General features: G+C 34.3%; 18 protein-coding genes, 17 tRNA genes and 2 rRNA genes. 31 read left to right on the forward strand and 6 right to left on the reverse strand.

The genetic code is table 11. From position 1 onward, the window contains the following. From ACFYKT_RS06240 to ACFYKT_RS06355, 24 genes are all read left to right on the forward strand, one after another. A 23S ribosomal RNA gene (locus tag ACFYKT_RS06240) occupies positions 1–173 on the forward strand; the annotation flags it as partial. Positions 174–420: 247 nt separating this feature from the next. After that, positions 421–537 (forward strand): 5S ribosomal RNA (gene rrf / locus ACFYKT_RS06245). Between the two features lie 9 nt (positions 538–546). Continuing rightward, positions 547–621 (forward strand) — tRNA-Asn (locus tag ACFYKT_RS06250). Positions 622–624: 3 nt separating this feature from the next. Then, positions 625–717: transfer RNA gene (locus ACFYKT_RS06255), tRNA-Ser, on the forward strand. Positions 718–727: 10 nt separating this feature from the next. After that, positions 728–802, forward strand: a tRNA-Glu gene (locus tag ACFYKT_RS06260). Between the two features lie 33 nt (positions 803–835). Next, positions 836–911: transfer RNA gene (locus ACFYKT_RS06265), tRNA-Val, on the forward strand. Positions 912–946: 35 nt separating this feature from the next. Beyond that, positions 947–1,020: transfer RNA gene (locus ACFYKT_RS06270), tRNA-Met, on the forward strand. 3 nt (positions 1,021–1,023) lie between these two features. After that, positions 1,024–1,100: transfer RNA gene (locus ACFYKT_RS06275), tRNA-Asp, on the forward strand. 12 nt (positions 1,101–1,112) lie between these two features. Beyond that, a tRNA-Phe gene (locus ACFYKT_RS06280) sits at positions 1,113–1,188 on the forward strand. Between the two features lie 13 nt (positions 1,189–1,201). After that, positions 1,202–1,274, forward strand: a tRNA-Thr gene (locus tag ACFYKT_RS06285). Positions 1,275–1,289: 15 nt separating this feature from the next. Then, positions 1,290–1,373, forward strand: a tRNA-Tyr gene (locus ACFYKT_RS06290). 5 nt (positions 1,374–1,378) lie between these two features. Beyond that, positions 1,379–1,452 (forward strand) — tRNA-Trp (locus ACFYKT_RS06295). Between the two features lie 9 nt (positions 1,453–1,461). Then, positions 1,462–1,537 (forward strand) — tRNA-His (locus ACFYKT_RS06300). Between the two features lie 28 nt (positions 1,538–1,565). Next, a tRNA-His gene (locus ACFYKT_RS06305) sits at positions 1,566–1,641 on the forward strand. A 52-nt stretch (positions 1,642–1,693) separates the two neighbouring features. Further along, positions 1,694–1,768 (forward strand) — tRNA-Gln (locus tag ACFYKT_RS06310). 4 nt (positions 1,769–1,772) lie between these two features. Further along, a tRNA-Gly gene (locus tag ACFYKT_RS06315) sits at positions 1,773–1,847 on the forward strand. A gap of 15 nt (positions 1,848–1,862) precedes the next feature. Further along, positions 1,863–1,936: transfer RNA gene (locus ACFYKT_RS06320), tRNA-Cys, on the forward strand. Between the two features lie 33 nt (positions 1,937–1,969). Continuing rightward, positions 1,970–2,055, forward strand: a tRNA-Leu gene (locus ACFYKT_RS06325). A 22-nt stretch (positions 2,056–2,077) separates the two neighbouring features. Further along, positions 2,078–2,159 (forward strand) — tRNA-Leu (locus ACFYKT_RS06330). Between the two features lie 189 nt (positions 2,160–2,348). Then, entirely contained in the window at positions 2,349–3,338 is a 990-nt protein-coding gene (locus tag ACFYKT_RS06335; protein WP_389217077.1) for a tyrosine-type recombinase/integrase, read from the forward strand. Between the two features lie 622 nt (positions 3,339–3,960). Then, the gene (locus ACFYKT_RS06340; protein WP_389217080.1) at positions 3,961–4,131 is read left to right on the forward strand and encodes a hypothetical protein; all 171 of its coding nucleotides are present in this window, start codon (positions 3,961–3,963) and stop codon (positions 4,129–4,131) included. A 109-nt stretch (positions 4,132–4,240) separates the two neighbouring features. Next, entirely contained in the window at positions 4,241–5,509 is a 1,269-nt protein-coding gene (locus tag ACFYKT_RS06345; protein WP_389217083.1) for a hypothetical protein, read from the forward strand. A 405-nt stretch (positions 5,510–5,914) separates the two neighbouring features. Next, entirely contained in the window at positions 5,915–6,178 is a 264-nt protein-coding gene (locus ACFYKT_RS06350) for a hypothetical protein (RefSeq protein ID WP_389217086.1), read from the forward strand. A 211-nt stretch (positions 6,179–6,389) separates the two neighbouring features. Continuing rightward, positions 6,390–6,617 (forward strand): hypothetical protein, encoded by a 228-nt coding sequence (locus ACFYKT_RS06355; protein WP_389217089.1) that lies wholly within the window; start codon positions 6,390–6,392, stop codon positions 6,615–6,617. 203 nt (positions 6,618–6,820) lie between these two features. Here the strand turns inward: ACFYKT_RS06355 and ACFYKT_RS06360 are convergent, their stop codons facing one another. Beyond that, positions 6,821–6,955, reverse strand: coding sequence for a hypothetical protein (locus ACFYKT_RS06360; protein ID WP_389217092.1), 135 nt, complete (start codon positions 6,953–6,955; stop codon positions 6,821–6,823). Positions 6,956–7,387: 432 nt separating this feature from the next. Between ACFYKT_RS06360 and ACFYKT_RS06365 the strand changes: the two genes are divergently transcribed. Together ACFYKT_RS06365 and ACFYKT_RS06370 are read left to right on the forward strand one after the other, a co-directional pair. Further along, positions 7,388–8,587: a DNA cytosine methyltransferase gene (locus tag ACFYKT_RS06365; RefSeq protein WP_389217095.1), complete on the forward strand. Its 1,200-nt coding sequence runs from the start codon at positions 7,388–7,390 to the stop codon at positions 8,585–8,587. 2 nt (positions 8,588–8,589) lie between these two features. Continuing rightward, positions 8,590–9,771 (forward strand): HpaII family restriction endonuclease, encoded by a 1,182-nt coding sequence (locus ACFYKT_RS06370; RefSeq protein WP_389217098.1) that lies wholly within the window; start codon positions 8,590–8,592, stop codon positions 9,769–9,771. A gap of 74 nt (positions 9,772–9,845) precedes the next feature. Here ACFYKT_RS06370 and ACFYKT_RS06375 read toward each other — a convergent pair whose 3' ends face one another. Together ACFYKT_RS06375 and ACFYKT_RS06380 are read right to left on the reverse strand one after the other, a co-directional pair. Next, positions 9,846–10,454 (reverse strand): recombinase family protein, encoded by a 609-nt coding sequence (locus tag ACFYKT_RS06375; protein WP_389217101.1) that lies wholly within the window; start codon positions 10,452–10,454, stop codon positions 9,846–9,848. 60 nt (positions 10,455–10,514) lie between these two features. Further along, on the reverse strand, positions 10,515–10,742 hold the full coding sequence (locus ACFYKT_RS06380) for a hypothetical protein (RefSeq protein ID WP_389217104.1): 228 nt from the start codon (positions 10,740–10,742) through the stop codon (positions 10,515–10,517). Between the two features lie 864 nt (positions 10,743–11,606). Here ACFYKT_RS06380 and ACFYKT_RS06385 point away from each other — a divergent pair. Both ACFYKT_RS06385 and ACFYKT_RS06390 read left to right on the forward strand, forming a co-directional pair. Further along, positions 11,607–11,978 carry a hypothetical protein gene (locus tag ACFYKT_RS06385; protein ID WP_389217107.1) on the forward strand — a complete coding sequence of 124 codons (372 nt, stop codon included), beginning with the start codon at positions 11,607–11,609 and terminating at the stop codon, positions 11,976–11,978. A 110-nt stretch (positions 11,979–12,088) separates the two neighbouring features. After that, positions 12,089–12,244, forward strand: a complete 156-nt coding sequence (locus ACFYKT_RS06390; protein ID WP_389217110.1) for a hypothetical protein — start codon at positions 12,089–12,091, stop codon at positions 12,242–12,244. A 75-nt stretch (positions 12,245–12,319) separates the two neighbouring features. Here ACFYKT_RS06390 and ACFYKT_RS06395 read toward each other — a convergent pair whose 3' ends face one another. Both ACFYKT_RS06395 and ACFYKT_RS06400 read right to left on the reverse strand, forming a co-directional pair. Beyond that, positions 12,320–12,622, reverse strand: a complete 303-nt coding sequence (locus tag ACFYKT_RS06395) for a hypothetical protein (RefSeq protein WP_389217113.1) — start codon at positions 12,620–12,622, stop codon at positions 12,320–12,322. Between the two features lie 729 nt (positions 12,623–13,351). Continuing rightward, positions 13,352–13,606, reverse strand: a complete 255-nt coding sequence (locus tag ACFYKT_RS06400) for a hypothetical protein (protein ID WP_389217116.1) — start codon at positions 13,604–13,606, stop codon at positions 13,352–13,354. Between the two features lie 197 nt (positions 13,607–13,803). On the opposite strand from ACFYKT_RS06400, the gene ACFYKT_RS06405 reads away from it, so the two are divergent. Next, positions 13,804–14,589, forward strand: a complete 786-nt coding sequence (locus ACFYKT_RS06405) for a nucleotidyltransferase domain-containing protein (protein WP_389217119.1) — start codon at positions 13,804–13,806, stop codon at positions 14,587–14,589. A 355-nt stretch (positions 14,590–14,944) separates the two neighbouring features. After that, positions 14,945–16,258 (forward strand): glycosyltransferase family 2 protein, encoded by a 1,314-nt coding sequence (locus tag ACFYKT_RS06410; RefSeq protein ID WP_389217122.1) that lies wholly within the window; start codon positions 14,945–14,947, stop codon positions 16,256–16,258. A gap of 47 nt (positions 16,259–16,305) precedes the next feature. Here the strand turns inward: ACFYKT_RS06410 and ACFYKT_RS06415 are convergent, their stop codons facing one another. Beyond that, positions 16,306–17,160, reverse strand: coding sequence for an MBL fold metallo-hydrolase (locus tag ACFYKT_RS06415; protein WP_389217125.1), 855 nt, complete (start codon positions 17,158–17,160; stop codon positions 16,306–16,308). 191 nt (positions 17,161–17,351) lie between these two features. Here ACFYKT_RS06415 and ACFYKT_RS06420 point away from each other — a divergent pair, with 191 nt between their 5' ends. Continuing rightward, positions 17,352–17,996, forward strand: coding sequence for an HAD family hydrolase (locus ACFYKT_RS06420; protein WP_389218276.1), 645 nt, complete (start codon positions 17,352–17,354; stop codon positions 17,994–17,996). Positions 17,997–18,399 lie beyond the last annotated feature (403 nt).

Below are 18,399 nucleotides of genomic sequence, written 5' to 3' on the forward strand. Positions count from 1 at the left end.
TGCGGAAGGGATAAGTGCTGAAAGCATCTAAGCATGAAGCCCCCCTCGAGATGAGATTTCCCATAGCGTCAAGCTAGTAAGACCCCTGAAAGATGATCAGGTTGATAGGTTTGAGGTGGAAGCGTGGTGACACGTGGAGCTGACAAATACTAATCGGTCGAGGACTTAACCAAAAACGAAAGGCGAAGGCGACTGTTCAGCTTTGAGAGACGTTGGAAAGCCAGCACTGCAAATCCTGCTTTTGGATTTGTAGGGATGGATTGAAACGGCCGAAAAGCTAGGAGCCGTAGCTGGACAAATGAATAAATGATTACTCTATCTTCTTCTTCTGCATTATCTAGTTTTGAGAGAATAAAATTTAATTTTTCTCTTGCAAAATTTCAAAAAGACGTTATAATAAGATATGTCTTTTAATAAAAGTTTGGTGGCGATAGCGAGAAGGTCACACCCGTTCCCATCCCGAACACGGTAGTTAAGCTTCTCAGCGCCGATGGTAGTTAGGGGCTGTCCCCTTGTGAGAGTAGGACGCCGCCAAGCTGTTATTATTCCGCAGTAGCTCAGTGGTAGAGCTATCGGCTGTTAACCGATCGGTCGTAGGTTCGAGTCCTACCTGCGGAGCCATAAGGAGAGCTGTCCGAGTGGCCGAAGGAGCACGATTGGAAATCGTGTAGGCGGTTTATAGCTGTCTCAAGGGTTCAAATCCCTTGCTCTCCGCCATTTATATATTGGCCCCTTGGTCAAGCGGTTAAGACACCGCCCTTTCACGGCGGTAACACGGGTTCGAATCCCGTAGGGGTCACCATTTGATATACTAAATATGTATATCGAGCAATTTGGAGGATTAGCTCAGCTGGGAGAGCATCTGCCTTACAAGCAGAGGGTCGGCGGTTCGATCCCGTCATCCTCCACCATATTAACTTTTTAAGTACATATGGAATATTACTATCGCGGGGTGGAGCAGTCCGGTAGCTCGTCGGGCTCATAACCCGAAGGTCGCAGGTTCAAATCCTGTCCCCGCAATTTGGTCCGGTAGTTCAGTTGGTTAGAATGCCTGCCTGTCACGCAGGAGGTCGCGGGTTCGAGTCCCGTCCGGACCGCCATTTATACATAGTGGCTCAGTAGCTCAGTCGGTAGAGCAAAGGACTGAAAATCCTTGTGTCGGCGGTTCGATTCCGTCCTGAGCCACCATGATTTCTATTATGCCGGCCTAGCTCAATTGGTAGAGCAACTGACTTGTAATCAGTAGGTTGGGGGTTCAAGTCCTCTGGCCGGCATGTCTCATAGCTTTTGGAGGGGTAGCGAAGTGGCTAAACGCGGCGGACTGTAAATCCGCTCCTTCGGGTTCGGCAGTTCGAATCTGCCCCCCTCCACCATTTATAGGGGTATAGTTTAAAGGTAGAACTAAGGTCTCCAAAACCTTCAGTGTGGGTTCGATTCCTACTACCCCTGCCATTAATTATGGCGGTTGTGGCGAAGTGGTTAACGCATCGGATTGTGGTTCCGACATTCGTGGGTTCGATTCCCATCAGCCGCCCCATAATTTTAAATGAACAAATTGAATTATGGCGATTGTGGCGAAGTGGTTAACGCATCGGATTGTGGTTCCGACACTCGTGGGTTCGATTCCCATCAGTCGCCCCATTAAATACGAATCACATAAACTTTGTTTAATGCATATATTATTAATAACTAATGGGCTATAGCCAAGCGGTAAGGCATCGCACTTTGACTGCGACATGCGTAGGTTCAAATCCTGCTAGCCCAGCCATTTTGCGGAAGTAGTTCAGTGGTAGAACACCACCTTGCCAAGGTGGGGGTCGCGGGTTCGAATCCCGTCTTCCGCTCCATTATTATTATTTTAAGGCGGCATAGCCAAGTGGTAAGGCATGGGTCTGCAAAACCCTGATCACCGGTTCAAATCCGGTTGCCGCCTCCATATTTTACTAGTATATGATTTTTTAATAGATACGCCGGGGTGGCGGAACTGGCAGACGCACAGGACTTAAAATCCTGCGGTAGGTGACTACCGTACCGGTTCGATTCCGGTCCTCGGCACTTTCCGAGAATAATTTAATATGCCGGTGTGGCGGAATTGGCAGACGCGCACGACTCAAAATCGTGTTCCTTCTGGAGTGTCGGTTCGACCCCGACCACCGGTATCAATACTTTGTTTATTTTAATAAACGTCAATTACAGAAGAATTAAGTAATATCAACGTTTTAAACGTCTCTACAGATAATTGTAGAGGCGTTTTTTTGTGTTTATTTTTGGTTATTTTAAGCACGACAAAAATAGTTCTAAACGTGTTCATCAATCGTGTTCACTGTTACAGGAAGGAGGTACTTTAATTGGCTAGGCGTAAGAATGCTTTAGATAAAAGTGAATTAACCATAATGAAAAAAGAAACAAAATCGTATGTAGAAACATTTGAGGAAGCAATCAATTTATTTGTAAAAGACTGTGAGTTACGAAACCTTAGACCATTTACCATTCAGTACTATTTTAATGAATATAAGGCATTTCTAAATCACCTTTCTGATCAAGGAATTGATATTTCAGTTTTGAAACCGTTTAACGTGACAGAAGAACATATTAAAGATAACGTTATTCTTTATATGAAAAATTATAAAGGAAATAGAGTTGTTTCTATAAACACTCGTTTACGGGCGTTACGATCAATCTTTAATTTCTTATGTAATCATAAGCATATTCCCCACAACCCTATGGAAAATATAAAGCTATTAAAGGATAGAAAACGTGTAATACCAACATTTTCAAAAGAACAGTTAAACAAGCTATTTAGGCAACCTGATCTAACTACATTTACTGGTGTTAGGGATTATACGATCATGCTGCTAATGCTAGAAACAGGGATAAGAGTTAATGAACTTGCTGGGTTATCTTTAATTGACATACGTTGGGAAGATAATTTAATTGTTATAAGAAATGCAAAAAGCTATCGTGAAAGGCTAGTACCTATTCAAAATGATATGAAACAACAATTAAAAAAATATATTGCTATTCGTGGTTATGTTGAAAGTGAGGGATTATTTGTCACTGTTGACGGTACAAAGTTATCAAAAAGGGGGATTCAGCAAAGAATTATTAAATATGGAGAAATGGCAAAAATTCAGGGCGTTCGTTGTAGCTGTCACACTTTCAGGCATACATTTGCAAAGTTAAGTGTTCAACAGGGTGCAAATATATTTGAGTTACAAACTATTCTTGGACACTCAAGCATGGAAATAGTAAAAACATATGTAAATTTGTTTGGTACTGATGTTAGAGATAGTCATAGAAAATTTTCACCATTAAAGATGATAGATAAGCGATCCTGATTTATTATAAACAAAGAAAAGCCACCTATTCGCAGTAGGTGACCAATTAAAGCATTAAATTTCAAAAATTAAATACGAAATGCCGTATTTCTTGCCTTAATTTTAGCGGAAAAATTGAGAATATGCAAGGTATCCTTAGTATTGTCTTTTTTACGGTAATTCCAACGTGGAAACCTAATAACACGTTGTCAAAATAAACTTGATAGGTACTGGTTGTAGCCAATGTAGAAAATACAACCGTAACCACGTTAGCAGTTTTCCTTGTTTACTGGTGGTTACTGGGTGCGAACGACCAGTAAAGGTTCGGTTTGGTAGCTAGGTGTATTACGGTACAGGTAGCAACGAATAGATAAAAGCATATAGGACTAGCTTTGTATGTAGAAAGTTCGTTGTTGGAGGAGTCCAAGCGTTCAAACAAGGTGATACGATGGGAACCTCAGCAAACTCAGTTCAATTCAGTATGAAGGGACGTCTACTTTTATAGCATTTTCCTTTTTAATGCTGTAAAGGTAGTCATTCTCTTGTCCAATGTTTCCTAGACAAATCTAGTTAATTCAGCAGAGGTCAAAACCAAAAGTCAAGAAAAATATAAAAGAATAAAAATATATGGAGGAAACAAAAAATGACAAATAGTGAAGCGTTAGGATACATGTTACTAGCTTGTAAAGAATTGAGGATTGAAAAGGAGACAGTCAGGAAGATTAGGAAATCAATGTACTATCAATTTGATATAAAAACGGAGGATGAAGCAGATGAACAAGGTCATGATTGGTATTATACATTAGAAGAATAAATGAAAGTAAATATAAGTTTCATATCGCTTGTCCTAATTCATGTGATTGTTGTCAGTACAAGTATTGTAAGGGTACTTACAAAATCCTATGAAGAAGGGAAAGTTTTATATGCTATACAAACACGCAACTCAAATGAAAATAAACATTATTGATTCGATTATGGGGAGTGGGAAAACAAGCTGGGCTATCCAACATATGAAAAATGCACCAGCGTATCAGAAGTTTATTTATATTACACCATTTACAAATGAAGTGGAAAGAGTAATTACTTCCGTTAATCGTGATTTTAAACAACCACAAGCCGACTTTAAAGGTGAAACTAAGCTGGAAGATATTAAACGTTTAATTGGTAATGGGGAAAACATTGTTTCTACCCATTCACTATTCCAACGTGTTGACAGTGAAATTATCGACCTGTTGGAGATGGAAAACTACACGTTAATACTCGATGAAGTAATGAATGTTGTGGAACAAATGGACGAATTTTCAAAAGACGATTTAAAGATGCTATATACCAAAGATGTTATTGAAGTAGATGAAAAGGGCTTTGTTCATTGGAAACAAGCTGATTATAAAGAAGGTTTTTTTGAGAAAATTAGAAACCTAGCTAATTCAGGTAACCTTATGATGTATGAGGACGAAAGCAGAGAACCTGTAGCAGTATACTGGACTTTCCCTGCAGAAACTTTCCAATGTTTTGATGATATATATATTTTAACTTATATGTTTGATGGACAGATTCAACGTGCCTATTTCGATTTATTTGGTAGGCATTATATCTATAAATCTATTGAAAAGGAAGGAAATGAATATAAACTAGCTGATTATATTTCTTACAGCAGCGAAAAACGTTCGCAGATAAGAGAACTAGTTAACATCTACTATCCAAGGATTACTGACAAGAAGAATATGAATAAAATTGGCAGTAAAACAACTTCATTTAGTGTTTCTGATTTGAAAAATAAAACGAAAGCAACAGAAACAAAGCGAGTTCTAAAAAATTGTGCTTATAATTTCTATCGCCATAAATGTAAAGTTCCAACGGATGAAGTCATGTGGACTACATTCAAGCAGTTTAAAACTCAGCTAACACCTACAGGGTTAAAAGAACAGTTTGTTAGTGTAAATGCAAGGGCAACAAATGAATTTCAACATAAAAGTACATTGATATATTTTGCAAATATCTACACAAACCCAGTAACGAAAAATTTCTTTAGTAGGCAAGGTGTAGAAGTAAATATGGATTTATTTGCATTGTCAGAACTCCTTCAATGGATTTTCCGCAGCCGTATTCGTACTGGAAAACCAATAAATGTTTATATTCCATCTATGCGGATGAGAACATTATTAGAAAAATATTTAAACAATGAAATGTAAAGTTGTCATTCTTGATTTCTTTGCTAGACACCCCTTAGCAAACAAACGCTGAAAGCATTGGTAATACTGGGTTTATAGGATATTCCCTTATAAGGAAGAGGTAGAAAAATGTTTAAGGTAATAAAATCATCCCTGAATAACATTACAAGGGATAGCCTAAAAAACAGGCTACCCTTTCCATGATTATTCTGGGTATATGATAGCTGTTTTATTTAACACTTACTACTATTACTAGAAATAGTGGTGAGGGTGTTTTTTGCCCGAACACGAGGTGTTTAGCCGAGTTATTGTTTGGATTTTGATTTCTGTTTTTGTTTATTCTTGATTCGAGTTGAAAATAAAACAATAAAAGTTCACAACAATTTTTGTCATTGACTAGAATAGATGGAAAGAGAGGATTTAAATTTGATCAAAAAACACAATGTAACTATTAGTTTGAATGAAGTTGAATTTAAAATGTTAGCAGACCTCAATGAAAAATTAAAGAAACGATCATATAAAGAACCTAATAGAACGGATACTTTGAAATTTGCCATTAAATTTACTAGAGATAACCTTAATGTTCTAGAGTTGGTTGGTGACTTACAAGAGGAATTGATGAAGGTAAAAAAGGAAAGTGATTTATTTAAACATGCCTTCTATCAGTTTCAAGAAAAAGTAAAGTTATGAAGTAACTGAGTAATAGAATCGTTGTTAGGTTAGTAAAACCCGAACTCTTTCATTTCCTTTTTTAAGGGAAGATGTTACCCATTTCTATATTTGACATAGGTAGGAATTAAAGAGGTAAAGATTTAGGTAAGTGGTAACAGGATTTTCCATCACTTTCAGTAAAGAAGATTTTTGCTATGCACAGTACTTCAAAATAAAAGGAATGATACTAATGAGTTTTAATAATGTGAAAATCACGGATAAGGAAGTGTACAAAATTTTATATCTAAACAAGGTGAAAGGTTTTCCACCTTATCAACTAGAAACCATGTTCCCTGTCTCAAAGACAACCATTAAAAATATTGTAAATGGCAAAAGTCGCAAAGATTGCTATTTTGCTTTCATTGATTATATGGAAAAACATCCTAAAGAAATTTTGACACTATTTGAGGTTATTTGATAGTATTTAAAGCTAGTAGGTTAATTTGTTCCTACTGGCTTTTTTATTGCAAAATATCCCTAATCCCCTTTGTATGTGCCCAGTTGTTCAAATATTTTTTATGTAAATTCGTGAATCCTTTGGGGCTGTAAGGACGAAGTACTTTTGGTTAAGTACCAAGCACAAATTCGGAAAAATAAAAAAAGGGAGACACTATTCCCCCCTCAATAATTTTCCAACTCTTTCGCTACAAGGAAAAACTCTTTTCTAATTTGCTTATTTAATTCAACAGGAACAAAGATAGTATGTTTTTTATCAATGGTAAAACTGAATGGTTCATCATCTATCAACCTTGCCATAGCAGATAACCGCATGGTATGAGTTCCGATACAGTCAGGCATATCTATACCATGTCAGACACTTTATTTACCTGTCTGTACGCTTGTATTCTTGAAATAGAATCAAACCTTGTGATAAGGAAACAGCCGTTCAGTTCATTGTAAAACGCAATAATTTGGAGGTCTAATTCCTTTAGAATTATTTGTCAAGTGAATAGTAATAGTACGGATTAAGACTTATTACTATTTTAATAGCTAATTTCTTTACTCTTAAAATCATTTATCTTTGGACACTCTTTCATTTTGGAACAAATTGAGGTAATCGATTTGTGGGTGCACATGTTATAATAGTATATTCAAACAATAAATTTATGTTATTATTTATACAAACGTTTGTTCCGTTTCGAAAGATGAAGAATAATAACTTAAATATAATAAAAATAGGTGGTATTTATGGTTGTAAGTTATACAGAAATCAAAAACAAATATAATTTAGAAATTAAGAAAGTAACAGATAATAAATTAGCGTATATAACTCACTTCCTTCAAAATATTGGGGATAATTCGGCTGAATACTTTAGACTTGAGGCAGAAAAATACTTATCAAATAACGATTTTGATTTCAATAATATAAAATGGAATGTTCCTTTTCCACCAACTGATAATCCTACCTTCAAATTCATTGATTTATTTGCTGGTATTGGTGGTATGAGAACGGCTTTTCAAAATCTTGGTGGGAAATGTGTCTTTAGTTCTGAATGGGATTTGTATGCCCAAAAGACATATTATGAAAATTATGGAGAAGTACCTTTTGGAGATATTACAGAAATAGACGAAAACAGTGTTCCTGAACATGATGTTTTAGTTGCTGGTTTTCCTTGTCAAGCCTTCTCGATTGCTGGTAGACGTGGTGGGTTTGAAGATACTAGAGGAACATTATTTTTTGATGTAGCTAGAATTATTCGTGCTAAAAGACCTCGTGCAATATTTTTAGAAAATGTAAAAGGTCTAGTTAATCATGACAAAGGGAAAACACTAGAAGTTATCCTAAATACGCTTAGAAATGATTTAGGCTACTATGTACCCGAACCAAAAATAATCAATGCAGTTAATTTTGGAGTTCCTCAAAATAGAGAACGTATCTTTATTGTTGGGTTTAGTCTAGAAACAGGGATAAATGAATTTAATTATCCAACACCTAACCCAAATGATTTAAGATTTATTGATATCCGTGAAGAAAATCCTGTATCAGTTAAATATTATCTTTCAACTCAATATCTTGAAACATTAAGAAATCATAAAGCAAGACATGAAGAAAAAGGGAATGGTTTTGGTTACGCTATTATTCCTGATGACGGTATTGCAAGTGCTATTGTTGTAGGTGGCATGGGTAGAGAAAGAAACCTTGTTATAGACAATCGTTTAACTAATTTTACACCAGTAACCAATATAAAAGGTGAGGTTAATCGTGAAGGCATAAGAAAAATGACACCAAGAGAATGGGCTAGATTACAAGGATTTCAAGATGAATTTAATATTGTAGTTTCTGACGCCCAAGCATATAAACAGTTTGGAAATTCAGTTGCAGTTCCAGCCGTTCAGGCTACCGCTAGTGTATTGATAAACAATTTAATTGGTATGGGAGTGGTTTAATAATGGGTCATAGTTACAATAAGGGTGAGTGGAGTGAACCTTATGTTCTCCTTAAACTTCTAGCAGAAGGAAAACTTCATGCTGCTGATGAAAATTTAGACGCTATTCCTCACCTATACTATCCTTTAATTAACATACTGAGATTTGAGGCAAAATCTAAATTTGTCTATGGATATGAAAATTATTCTTTTAAAGATAGTACAAATATCCGTATAACAGATTGCAATAATAATACTTTAGCAACTATTCCTATTAAAGATTTTAAGGAAAAGTCACTAAAATTATTTGAGGAAATAAAAGCTGGTAAGGGAACCTTTCCAGTAAGTTCAAATATAGAGAATTTCTTGAATGCAATTCAGGTAACTCGTAAGGCGGAAAAGCCGACTAGTAAAAGAGATATTACCATTATCGTGCATGATGAAGAAACTGGACATACGCCTGAATTGGGTTTTAGTATTAAATCAAAACTTGGTGGTCCAGCTACTTTATTGAATGCTGGATTTACAACCAATTTTATTTATAAATTGGAAGGCGGAACACCTTTATCAGATATTGAGATTAAGAATATAAACCTAGACACAGCTTTGTTAACGAAAAAGCCTTCTGATAAAACAATAGCTGATAAAAAGAAATATGGTTTTGACGTGTATGAGACTTTGAATAGTTCAGATATCATCCTAACTGAAATAGAAAGTAAAGGATATTCTATAAAATTTTATAAAACAGAAAATGAAATTTTCAGCACCAATCTTCAAATGTTTGATAGTAATTTCCCTTTGGTTTTTTCCGAAATACTATTAGCGAATGCAAGAAATTATTGTACTAACAAAATGGAAGATATACTAGATTATATTGAAACTAAAAATCCATGTAAATATAATTTAGGAAACAATCACCCGATCTATCGTTATAAAATGAAAAATTTTCTTACAGATGCCTCACTTGGTTTAATGCCTGGTCAAGTTTGGACTGGTAAATATGACGCTACTGGTGGTTATATTATCGTTAAGAAAAGTGGGGAATTAGTTTGCTACCATATTTATAATAGAGATGAGTTTCAAGAATATTTAGTTAAAAGCACTTATCTTGAAGCAGCCTCACGTTTCAAACATGGTTACGGATTTGTATATAGAGAAAATGGAGAATTGTTCTTTAAACTAAATTTACAAGTAAGGTTTAAGTAATTGGCGGTTTCCTATAACCGTCTTTTTTTATCTAAAAATATCATACTAATGAAAAAAAAGGAGGCTAACACCTGTTATAGTGTCGCCTCATATTCTTTAACCTTTTTATAGAATGTAGCCTTTTTCATTCCGATAGCATCCATAAAAGCCACTGCTGTTATCTTTCCAGCTTTCCACTCTTTATATATTTTAGTCCATTCTTTAGGAAGTTCTAAAACTGGTCTACCTAAATGCTTACCTTTAGATTTAGCAACAGCTATCCCCTCTTTTTGACGCTGTTTAATGTCCTCACGTTCCTTTTCAGCCATTGAAGTATAAACCTCTATGATAATATTGTTAATCATGTCAATAACCCATTCTTGACCCTTAGGAACATCTTGCATAGTGGTAGGAAGGTCAATGATCTTAACCCTAATACCTTCTTTTTTGAAGTGTTCTAAATACTGTTTAATCAGTTCTTTATTACGTCCTAAGCGGTCAATAGATTTTATGTAAAGAGTGTCGCCACTTCTCATAGCCTTTAACAAGTTCTGAAATCCTTCACGTTCCATATCCTTACCACTAGCCTTGTCTGAATATATGTATTTTTCGTTACTTACATAGGGTTTTAGTGCCTCTAATTGTCTATCTAGGTTCTGTTCTTTGGTGCTTACACGCATGTAGACAAAGTTAATTCCTGTCATAATTTAAACCACCATTTCTTTAAGAATACTATTATATTTATATTCGAAAATAGAATGACATTAAACTTCGTTCCACTCTCTTAATTCTTCCTCAGCTTCTTTTAAAGTTTTGTAGACCCAAGCCCATTGCATGTCCAGTTCTTTTTCATCTTTGTCGGTTTCGTCTATAATACAATATACTTTATTAGCTACTTCTTTACCGTCCTCTAAGGACTTAGCATATTCTTTGCTTTCATATAAGTAATCAAAAATTCTATGCATTTCCTTGATTATTTTTTTATTTGTCATTTTGTTGTTCTCCTTTTTTATTGGATAGTCAAAATATACACCAATAGTCTAATAAGGTCAATTGTTTTATGGACGTTCGTAATGATCGAAATAACTTAGTTAATAGACGTTGAAAAAATGGTTTTTTTAGTATCTATTTAGGTGTACCTTAATAGACTATGTTTTTAAGATGTATTTTTTATAGGGAATCTTTACTACAGATGTGTTCCTAATAACCACGTAAAAATTCGTGATTTAAAATCACACTATTAAAACTGTACACAAGTGATTGACGATAACTATAACCACAGGAACAAGGAGTAAGGTACTATCAAAAGTCACTATCATTCCAGTGTCACTAAATATGGTCATTGTCATAGGCTATAGTAATGTACATAACAATTACCAACCGCCTCACAAAACACCTCACCACAGTTACCAGTAAAGCTATTCGGCAGGATAGAATGAATGTGTGAAATAGTAACGGAAAAGGGAATAGGGAATAGGACTGCAAATGAGGCATGAGAGTAATAGACAATGACTGAACGAATGAAGAACAAGCAAATGGACAAGGGATGAAAGTTAAGTAAGCAACAACGAGTATAGATCATGAGAGTATCTATTAACACAGGAGAAGATTGTTGTCAACTGGTAGCATCCCCCCTATGGGGAAGGCTACTATACCCTAACCCCTCGACTGCTATTTACTATGGATACGTAATTTTATGAAACCTTTTTAGGTACAATGTAGCCAATACACAAGTTGACAAAACTTTAGAAATAGCAAAGCAGCCAAAAAAATTTTGGGGGATTTTTCGTAAACTTTTTAAGGATAGTTTGATTTTCTCACTACTGATATAATAGGAATAAAAAGGAGATTTACCAATGCCCACAGAACCTAAGTTAATATATCATTTCACTAATTATGGGGAATTTGAATTGATCTGTTTAGAAAATGAAGGTTTAGCTTTTCCCGAACTAGAAAAAGTTATGTATGACTATGTATTAAACCAGCCTGAAAAGTCAGTAGAGTTTAAAGAGTGCTGGATTCATCATGAACAAGGGGAAGAAGGGGAAGTAAGAACAGTTCAAGTCACTTTTCAGGACGAGAATATAAATAAAGCTGTTCGCCTTTGGGGTACAAGGGAAATTGAAAGTGGAAAAGTTTTGAAAATGACAATCGACTTTATTGACTTAGATACAAAAGAATTAGAATATGAACATGAATTGGAAGTAAGTAGGATAGTAAATGAGTAATAAACCAATGAACGCTGATCAGATGATTACTTATATAAAAAATATGGACAATCGACTTTATACATTACCAATCTAAGAACCATTTTTATGTAGGAAAACCTATTGATGACATGATCTCAACTGTAAGGAATCATATTGAGGATTACTTAGACAGGGATTTAACAGAAGAAAATACAATCATAAAACTAGCTTATGAAAGTGGCTATAATGTTGGGGTTAGTGTTGGAATGGAGAAGGCTTTTAAAAGTGGGGAATTTAAGGACTAAAAAGGCTAAGGTGCATACCTTAACCCGAATTCTTAAAAATATCCAAACTATAAAAAAGGGTTGAATAATGTAAATCTAGCATTTGGTATTTAATTTTCTTTCAATACCATACAATTTCATATCATGTATACCAAATTTCTCGGCTAAAAATTTTACATCATGATTTAGAATTATTAACTCTTTTTCAATTTTATTTATTATTTTTCGAGTATCCTCAGATTGTTGTACTTCAACTGTATCAAGATACTTCTTTATTTTATAAAGTTCTTCACTTACACTGTCTAAACGATTATCAAACTGTTTTTCTAAAGTATCAAAGCGTTTGTCTATACTTGATTTTAATTCAGTTATTGCCAGTAATATTTCTTTATTTTCCATAGGAGTTACACCTCTACTTTAGTAACTTAATCATAATTAAATATTTATTGAAGTCGTCTAAGGCAAATGATTTAAGCCAATGTAAATCTAATTCGTAATTTCAATACAATTTCTTAAAACTACAGATTGATTAGACTTACCAATGAACTCATTTTTGTTCTCCTTAACAAATATTGAATTATTACTTTTAGTATAATGTATTTCTTTAATTAAATAAATAAAAATAATCAATTATACCATTTTATTAAAAAAATACAATAGTTCAGTGTGAGTTAATATGATTTCTTTCATAGTAAGTTAACTTAACACACTATCAATTTCCAAATAATTTTATACTAAAGAACAAAATCAAGGGGTGCAATCTTAAAAAGCAACCTCTAATTTTTATCTTGAAAAATAGTACTGTTACAGCTATAATGAACAGTGTTGAATAAATCGTGTGAACCGATTGAATGAACAAATTTCAATTACCTGTAGAATTACTTAATATCACTGTATTCAAAGATATTTTTAAAATAAACAAAAGGAACTTTCTGACTCAAAATCGTGTTCCTTCTGGAGTGTCGGTTCGACCCCGACCACCGGTATCAATGCTTTGAACGTCTTTCTACAAGTTGTAGGAAGGCGTTTTTATTTGTTTTTGGCTAAGTTTTCACAAGACAAAATTACTTCAAAACGTGCTTCATAAGGCCGTGTGCACTAACGAAGTAAAAATCTAGTTAATATTTATTAAAAAGGCAAACCAAATCCGTATCCCATTTTTTCATAATGAAAAAGTCGAAATCGCAACTTTCTAAACTCATCATAGTTTTCATCATCTAATTCTAAGACGCATACATCTATAATAATTAATTCGTCTAAATATCCTTTTCCATACTCCTTAAAGTGATGTTCCATTATTTCATCTATCAGCTTTGCACCATCCATTGCTTTTAAAACAACATACTCATGATCTCCGTAAAATTTCCAATGGACATTTTCCATTTAACACCACCTTAATTGTTTTTTCAACCGTTCTGACTTTTGTTTAAACAGTAATCAAAAGTGTTAATTATTCTAGCCTCACTTAATAAGGTCTAAATAAGTACACTGATTTAGAATGACTCTTTATATTTTAAAAATATTTTGAGAAAATAGCTATAAGTAAAATAAAGAATAGAACGAATCGAGGTAAAAAAATTTTGAAAGAAACTATTTTAAAATCCTTATTGAAAATAGAAAAAGATTTTAATGTAAAGATTCTTTATGCGGTAGAGTCAGGGAGTAGAGCTTGGGAATTCCCGTCAAAAGATAGTGATTATGATGTCCGCTTTATATATGTTCATAAAGTGGAAGATTATCTAACAATTGACCACATGGGAATTGGAAAAAAACGAGATGTTATTGAATTACCAATAAACGATTTATTAGATATTACAGGGTGGGAACTTACTAAGGCATTAAGATTATTTAGAAAATCCAATCCACCATTATTGGAATGGTTATGTTCTGGTATCGTATATTACCAAGCCTATTCGACCATTGATCAGATGAAAGAACTTAGTAAAAATATTTTTGCTCCTAATTCTTGTTTGTATCACTTTTTAAATATGGCAAGTAATAATTTTCGAGAATATTTACAAGGGGACCAAGTAAGAATTAAAAAATATTTTTATGTACTTCGACCAGTTTTAGCTGCTAGATGGATAGAAAAATACAATGAGTTTCCACCATTAGAATTTCCGAAACTTTTGGAAGATATATTACCAAATGGTGAATTAAAGAACCAGATTCAAATTTTATTAAAAAGAAAAATAAGTGGTGAAGAACTTGATTTTGAACCAAGAATTGAGGTTATAAACCACTTTTTAAATGAGGAAATCTTGCGACTTAGAGAATATACAAAAACAATAAATATCGATATACCTGACTTTACACACTCTCTTGATCTGCTTTTCAGAAATACTTTAAAAGAGGTCTGGAACTAACTTAATAAAAGCTATTAGATTTAAATCATCATTAACTTGATAATTGCGGTAAGGCAAAAAGAAGATGGGCTTTATACAAACAATGGTGGTTACCTCTTCCACAAATAAAGTATTTACGTCTTTAATTCAGCAGTGTTCACTAACGAAATAAAAGTCCCGTTGATATTTATTAAAAAGGTAAACCAAATCCGTGTTAGAAGATATATATATATATATATATATATACTGGTTATCACTTTTTTAAACGCAACATCTTGAAAGTGCTAACTATAGAAATGGACTTTATGATTAATAGGAGATAAAAAGAGTACATTAGGGAAACGTATAATAAAATGACATGCTCTAGGTGAAATAAATGAAAACTGTTAAAAAGTTTTACATACCCGTCATATTTAAGTTTTGGATTAGTCATGGATTTGCCTTGTTATGGCTGACTTTTTCTGTTTATCTGTCATTGCCTTGGGTTCGTGATTTAGCTACTATTATTGGAATTGTTCCAGCTATTTTATCCATTGCGGGGATTGCTTATTTTCCTGGATATATGAATGCGTTTATGGTCATTAGTCTACTCATAGAAAAACAGCCAAAACTGAAGGTTTTCAATCCAACTGACCCACTTTCGATTTTGATTTCTTGTAAGAATGAAGAAAAAGGAATAAGGGATACACTTAAATTGATCTCCCAACAAGATTACGAGGGGGAGTTAAAAGTTATTGTGATTGATAATGCTTCGACAGATAAAACGAGCATGATGGCATTGAGAGCGGGACAAGACTTCAATCTGGATGTAAAGGTGATCTATGAGGGAAAACCAGGAAAGAACTTTGCACTTAATAAGGCTTTAAAAATAGTTGATACTCCATTTGTCATTACGCTTGATGCTGATACGCTTTTGACCCGCTCCGCTATCCGGTTACTTGTTTGTCGATTGTTATCTGCACCTAAGGAGATTTGCGCTGTAGCGGGAGCTGTTCTTGTACGTAATAGTCGTAAAAATTTTTGGACAAAGATTCAAGAGTGGGATTATTTTTTAGGAATTGCATCTATAAAAAGACTACAAGGATTTTACCAAGGGACTTTAGTTGCACAAGGAGCTTTTAGTTTATATAAAAGAGATACTCTTTTAGAAATTGGCGGATGGGATGATGCGATAGGGGAGGATATCGTGCTAACTTGGAAAATGCTGCATATTAATTGTAAAATATATTTTGAACCTCTTGCTGTAGCTTTTACCGATGTCCCTGAAACTTTTATTCATTTTGTAAGACAAAGAAGCAGGTGGGCAAGGGGAATGATTGAGGCAGTTAAAAAGGTGAAGCCTTGGAATCAACCTACTGTTTTTACACGTTATCTTACGGGATCTAATCTTTTTTTTCCATTTTCAGATTTTGTATATACTTTTATTTGGATTCCAGGACTTATCCTTGCTTTTTTTGGACATTACTTCATTGTGGGTGCCACCTTTATTTTTGTTCTGCCATTAGCATTGATAACGAATTATGTTATGTATAATTTTCAACGCAAAGTGTTTCAATCTTTGGACTTAAAAATCAGAAAAAATATCTTCGGATTTTTTGCTTATGTTTTAACATACCAAATATTCATGTCTCCAATATCGGTTTGGGGATATACACAGGAATTTTTCAAATTGAAGAGGGTATGGAAGTGATTGAAAAAAGGTAAGAACATGAATCCATTGTCCTTACTTTTTTCGATTTATGTTTGTTCAAATCCATTCACAAAGTACTCGATGATTTCTAAATCATCTTCAGTTAACTCACGTCCAAAAATCGAAGACATCTCTGCAGTAATTTCCTCTAGCTTCCCTTTATGTTTCTTTGTTAATTCAGCACTTGTCTTTAATAATGAAACAAAGGAAGAAAATTCATCTTTTGTTAAAGGGGCTGGATGATGAGAGAGGAAGAAATATGTAGCATCATAGCCTTCAATTTTCTCCAAAAGCTTATTCATTTTTTCAATCGTATAATGCCATTTTTCTGCGTACATATTTGCATAGAGGCAATCACCAAGAAATAGCGCCTTTTCCTCCTCTATATAGATGAGATTTGAATCAGATGAATGATCTCCACCAACATGCTCGATGATACAGGTAACCCCACCGATATTCAGTTTTATTTGCTTTTCAAAAAGGATAGTGGGATCTGGTATGATAACTTCTCTTTTACTTCCAAGCTCTAGCTTGATTGCATCTGCACAAAATGGAATTTCAATCCCTGCTTCGACACGTTCATCCAACTGCTTGTCTTCCCATGATAATTCCTGTAGTTCTTTAATCTTGTCATAGGTTATGGAGTTAGCAATGGAAGGCATATTCATTTCACACAAGCCAAATACATGATCCCAATGCCAATGTGTAAGAGCCAGCATATCTCCGGTGATATGATAGGAAGCTAATTGCTTCTTGAAGAGATTAGCGTGACTAGAAGAATTCCCAGCATCAATTAACAGTGTATAATGGTCCCCTACAACTGCAGCTAATATCGGCCGATCTGTTTTTTGATAGGGAGGCAGGTAGAAGAGTCGATCGGAAAGTTTTACTAATGATTGCATGTGTTAGAACTCCTTTAAAAATGATTGTAACGTTCATTATATACTCTTTACAGAGATGACAAAACAATACTAGAGGTATTTCTACTTTTTATAAAAGTAACGGGGGCTATTCTTCAAGAAGGAGAATAGAATTTTATTAGATAAGTTTTTTTCTAAATCTGAGGATACAATATTTTGATAAAGGGTGTGTAATTATTAAAGCGATCATTTTTGATTTTGATGGTACTCTTGCTGATACTTTGCCAGTTTGTTATTATGCCTTTCAAGCTGTTTTTAAGGAATTTGATCATATTGAAGTGACTTCAGATGAAATTAAGGCCATGTTTGGTCCATCTGAGACAGGAATCATCAGAGAAAACCTCATGAATTCAAATCATGATGAAGCAATTGAATTATATTATGAAAAATATCGTGAAAAGCACCGAGAACTCGTTCTTGAAAATGAGGAAATAAATAATTTGCTGCAGCTTTTAAAAAGAGAAGGCTATCAATTAGGAATTGTAACAGGAAAAGCAAGCAGAAGTCTGTTTATTTCTTTAGAATATCTTAATATGAATGACGTATTTGATGTAATCATTACTGGTGATGATGTGAATAAACCGAAGCCTCATCCAGAGGGAGTAAAAAAGGCATTGGAACAGCTTAACATAAGTAACACCGAAGCTATTTTTCTAGGAGATAGTGATGCTGATATTCTGGCTGGTAAACAAGCTAATGTACATACAATTGGAGTACAGTGGTTGCCAAATTACCAGACACTAGAATTTAGTGTTCAACCAGATCAAATGTTCAGTAGCGTAGCTGAATTAATACAAGCACTTAAAATGACGGCTTAAACCGAAAGTAAAAGTAAGCAAGATGTCGGAAGTTTTGGTCTGTTAACAATAGTGTTAGAAATGGGACATATGATACTAGATGTCCCATTTCATTTTTAACATTAGAATATAGTCTATTGGCAGAAAATAATATAGCTATGTTTATTTCATTTAGACTCTTTTCTAAAAGATTATTGTTTTTTGAATAAATGTTGTGAGTGTAAATCAAAGACAAATATGGTTAGTTGATTGTAGCGGAAGGTGCGAGACTCCTGCGGGAGGAGGCTCAGCGCCCACCCCGCGGAAAGCGAGTGACCTGGAGCGGAAATCAACTTCTACGAATTCATGTTAAAAGCAACAATGTTTGCGAAATCTACCAGCCAGGCTCAGCAAGACATTATCCCTAGTAGTGGTTACACACTGC

The organism is Cytobacillus mangrovibacter (genome assembly GCF_042865275.1).
Lineage (GTDB): Bacteria > Bacillota > Bacilli > Bacillales > Cytobacillaceae > Cytobacillus > Cytobacillus mangrovibacter.

What these genes read in the sequence shown, in the direction of transcription:
- ACFYKT_RS06340 (WP_389217080.1), top strand. Translation starts at nt 3,961, where the DNA reads ATGACAAATAGTGAAGCGTTAGGATACATGTTACTAGCTTGTAAAGAA.
- ACFYKT_RS06345 (WP_389217083.1), top strand. Translation starts at nt 4,241, where the DNA reads ATGCTATACAAACACGCAACTCAAATGAAAATAAACATTATTGATTCG.
- ACFYKT_RS06355 (WP_389217089.1), top strand. Translation starts at nt 6,390, where the DNA reads ATGAGTTTTAATAATGTGAAAATCACGGATAAGGAAGTGTACAAAATT.
- ACFYKT_RS06360 (WP_389217092.1), bottom strand. Translation starts at nt 6,955, where the DNA reads ATGGCAAGGTTGATAGATGATGAACCATTCAGTTTTACCATTGATAAA.
- ACFYKT_RS06365 (WP_389217095.1), top strand. Translation starts at nt 7,388, where the DNA reads ATGGTTGTAAGTTATACAGAAATCAAAAACAAATATAATTTAGAAATT.
- ACFYKT_RS06370 (WP_389217098.1), top strand. Translation starts at nt 8,590, where the DNA reads ATGGGTCATAGTTACAATAAGGGTGAGTGGAGTGAACCTTATGTTCTC.
- ACFYKT_RS06375 (WP_389217101.1), bottom strand. Translation starts at nt 10,454, where the DNA reads ATGACAGGAATTAACTTTGTCTACATGCGTGTAAGCACCAAAGAACAG.
- ACFYKT_RS06380 (WP_389217104.1), bottom strand. Translation starts at nt 10,742, where the DNA reads ATGACAAATAAAAAAATAATCAAGGAAATGCATAGAATTTTTGATTAC.
- ACFYKT_RS06385 (WP_389217107.1), top strand. Translation starts at nt 11,607, where the DNA reads ATGCCCACAGAACCTAAGTTAATATATCATTTCACTAATTATGGGGAA.
- ACFYKT_RS06390 (WP_389217110.1), top strand. Translation starts at nt 12,089, where the DNA reads ATGATCTCAACTGTAAGGAATCATATTGAGGATTACTTAGACAGGGAT.
- ACFYKT_RS06395 (WP_389217113.1), bottom strand. Translation starts at nt 12,622, where the DNA reads ATGGAAAATAAAGAAATATTACTGGCAATAACTGAATTAAAATCAAGT.
- ACFYKT_RS06400 (WP_389217116.1), bottom strand. Translation starts at nt 13,606, where the DNA reads ATGGAAAATGTCCATTGGAAATTTTACGGAGATCATGAGTATGTTGTT.
- ACFYKT_RS06410 (WP_389217122.1), top strand. Translation starts at nt 14,945, where the DNA reads ATGAAAACTGTTAAAAAGTTTTACATACCCGTCATATTTAAGTTTTGG.
- ACFYKT_RS06415 (WP_389217125.1), bottom strand. Translation starts at nt 17,160, where the DNA reads ATGCAATCATTAGTAAAACTTTCCGATCGACTCTTCTACCTGCCTCCC.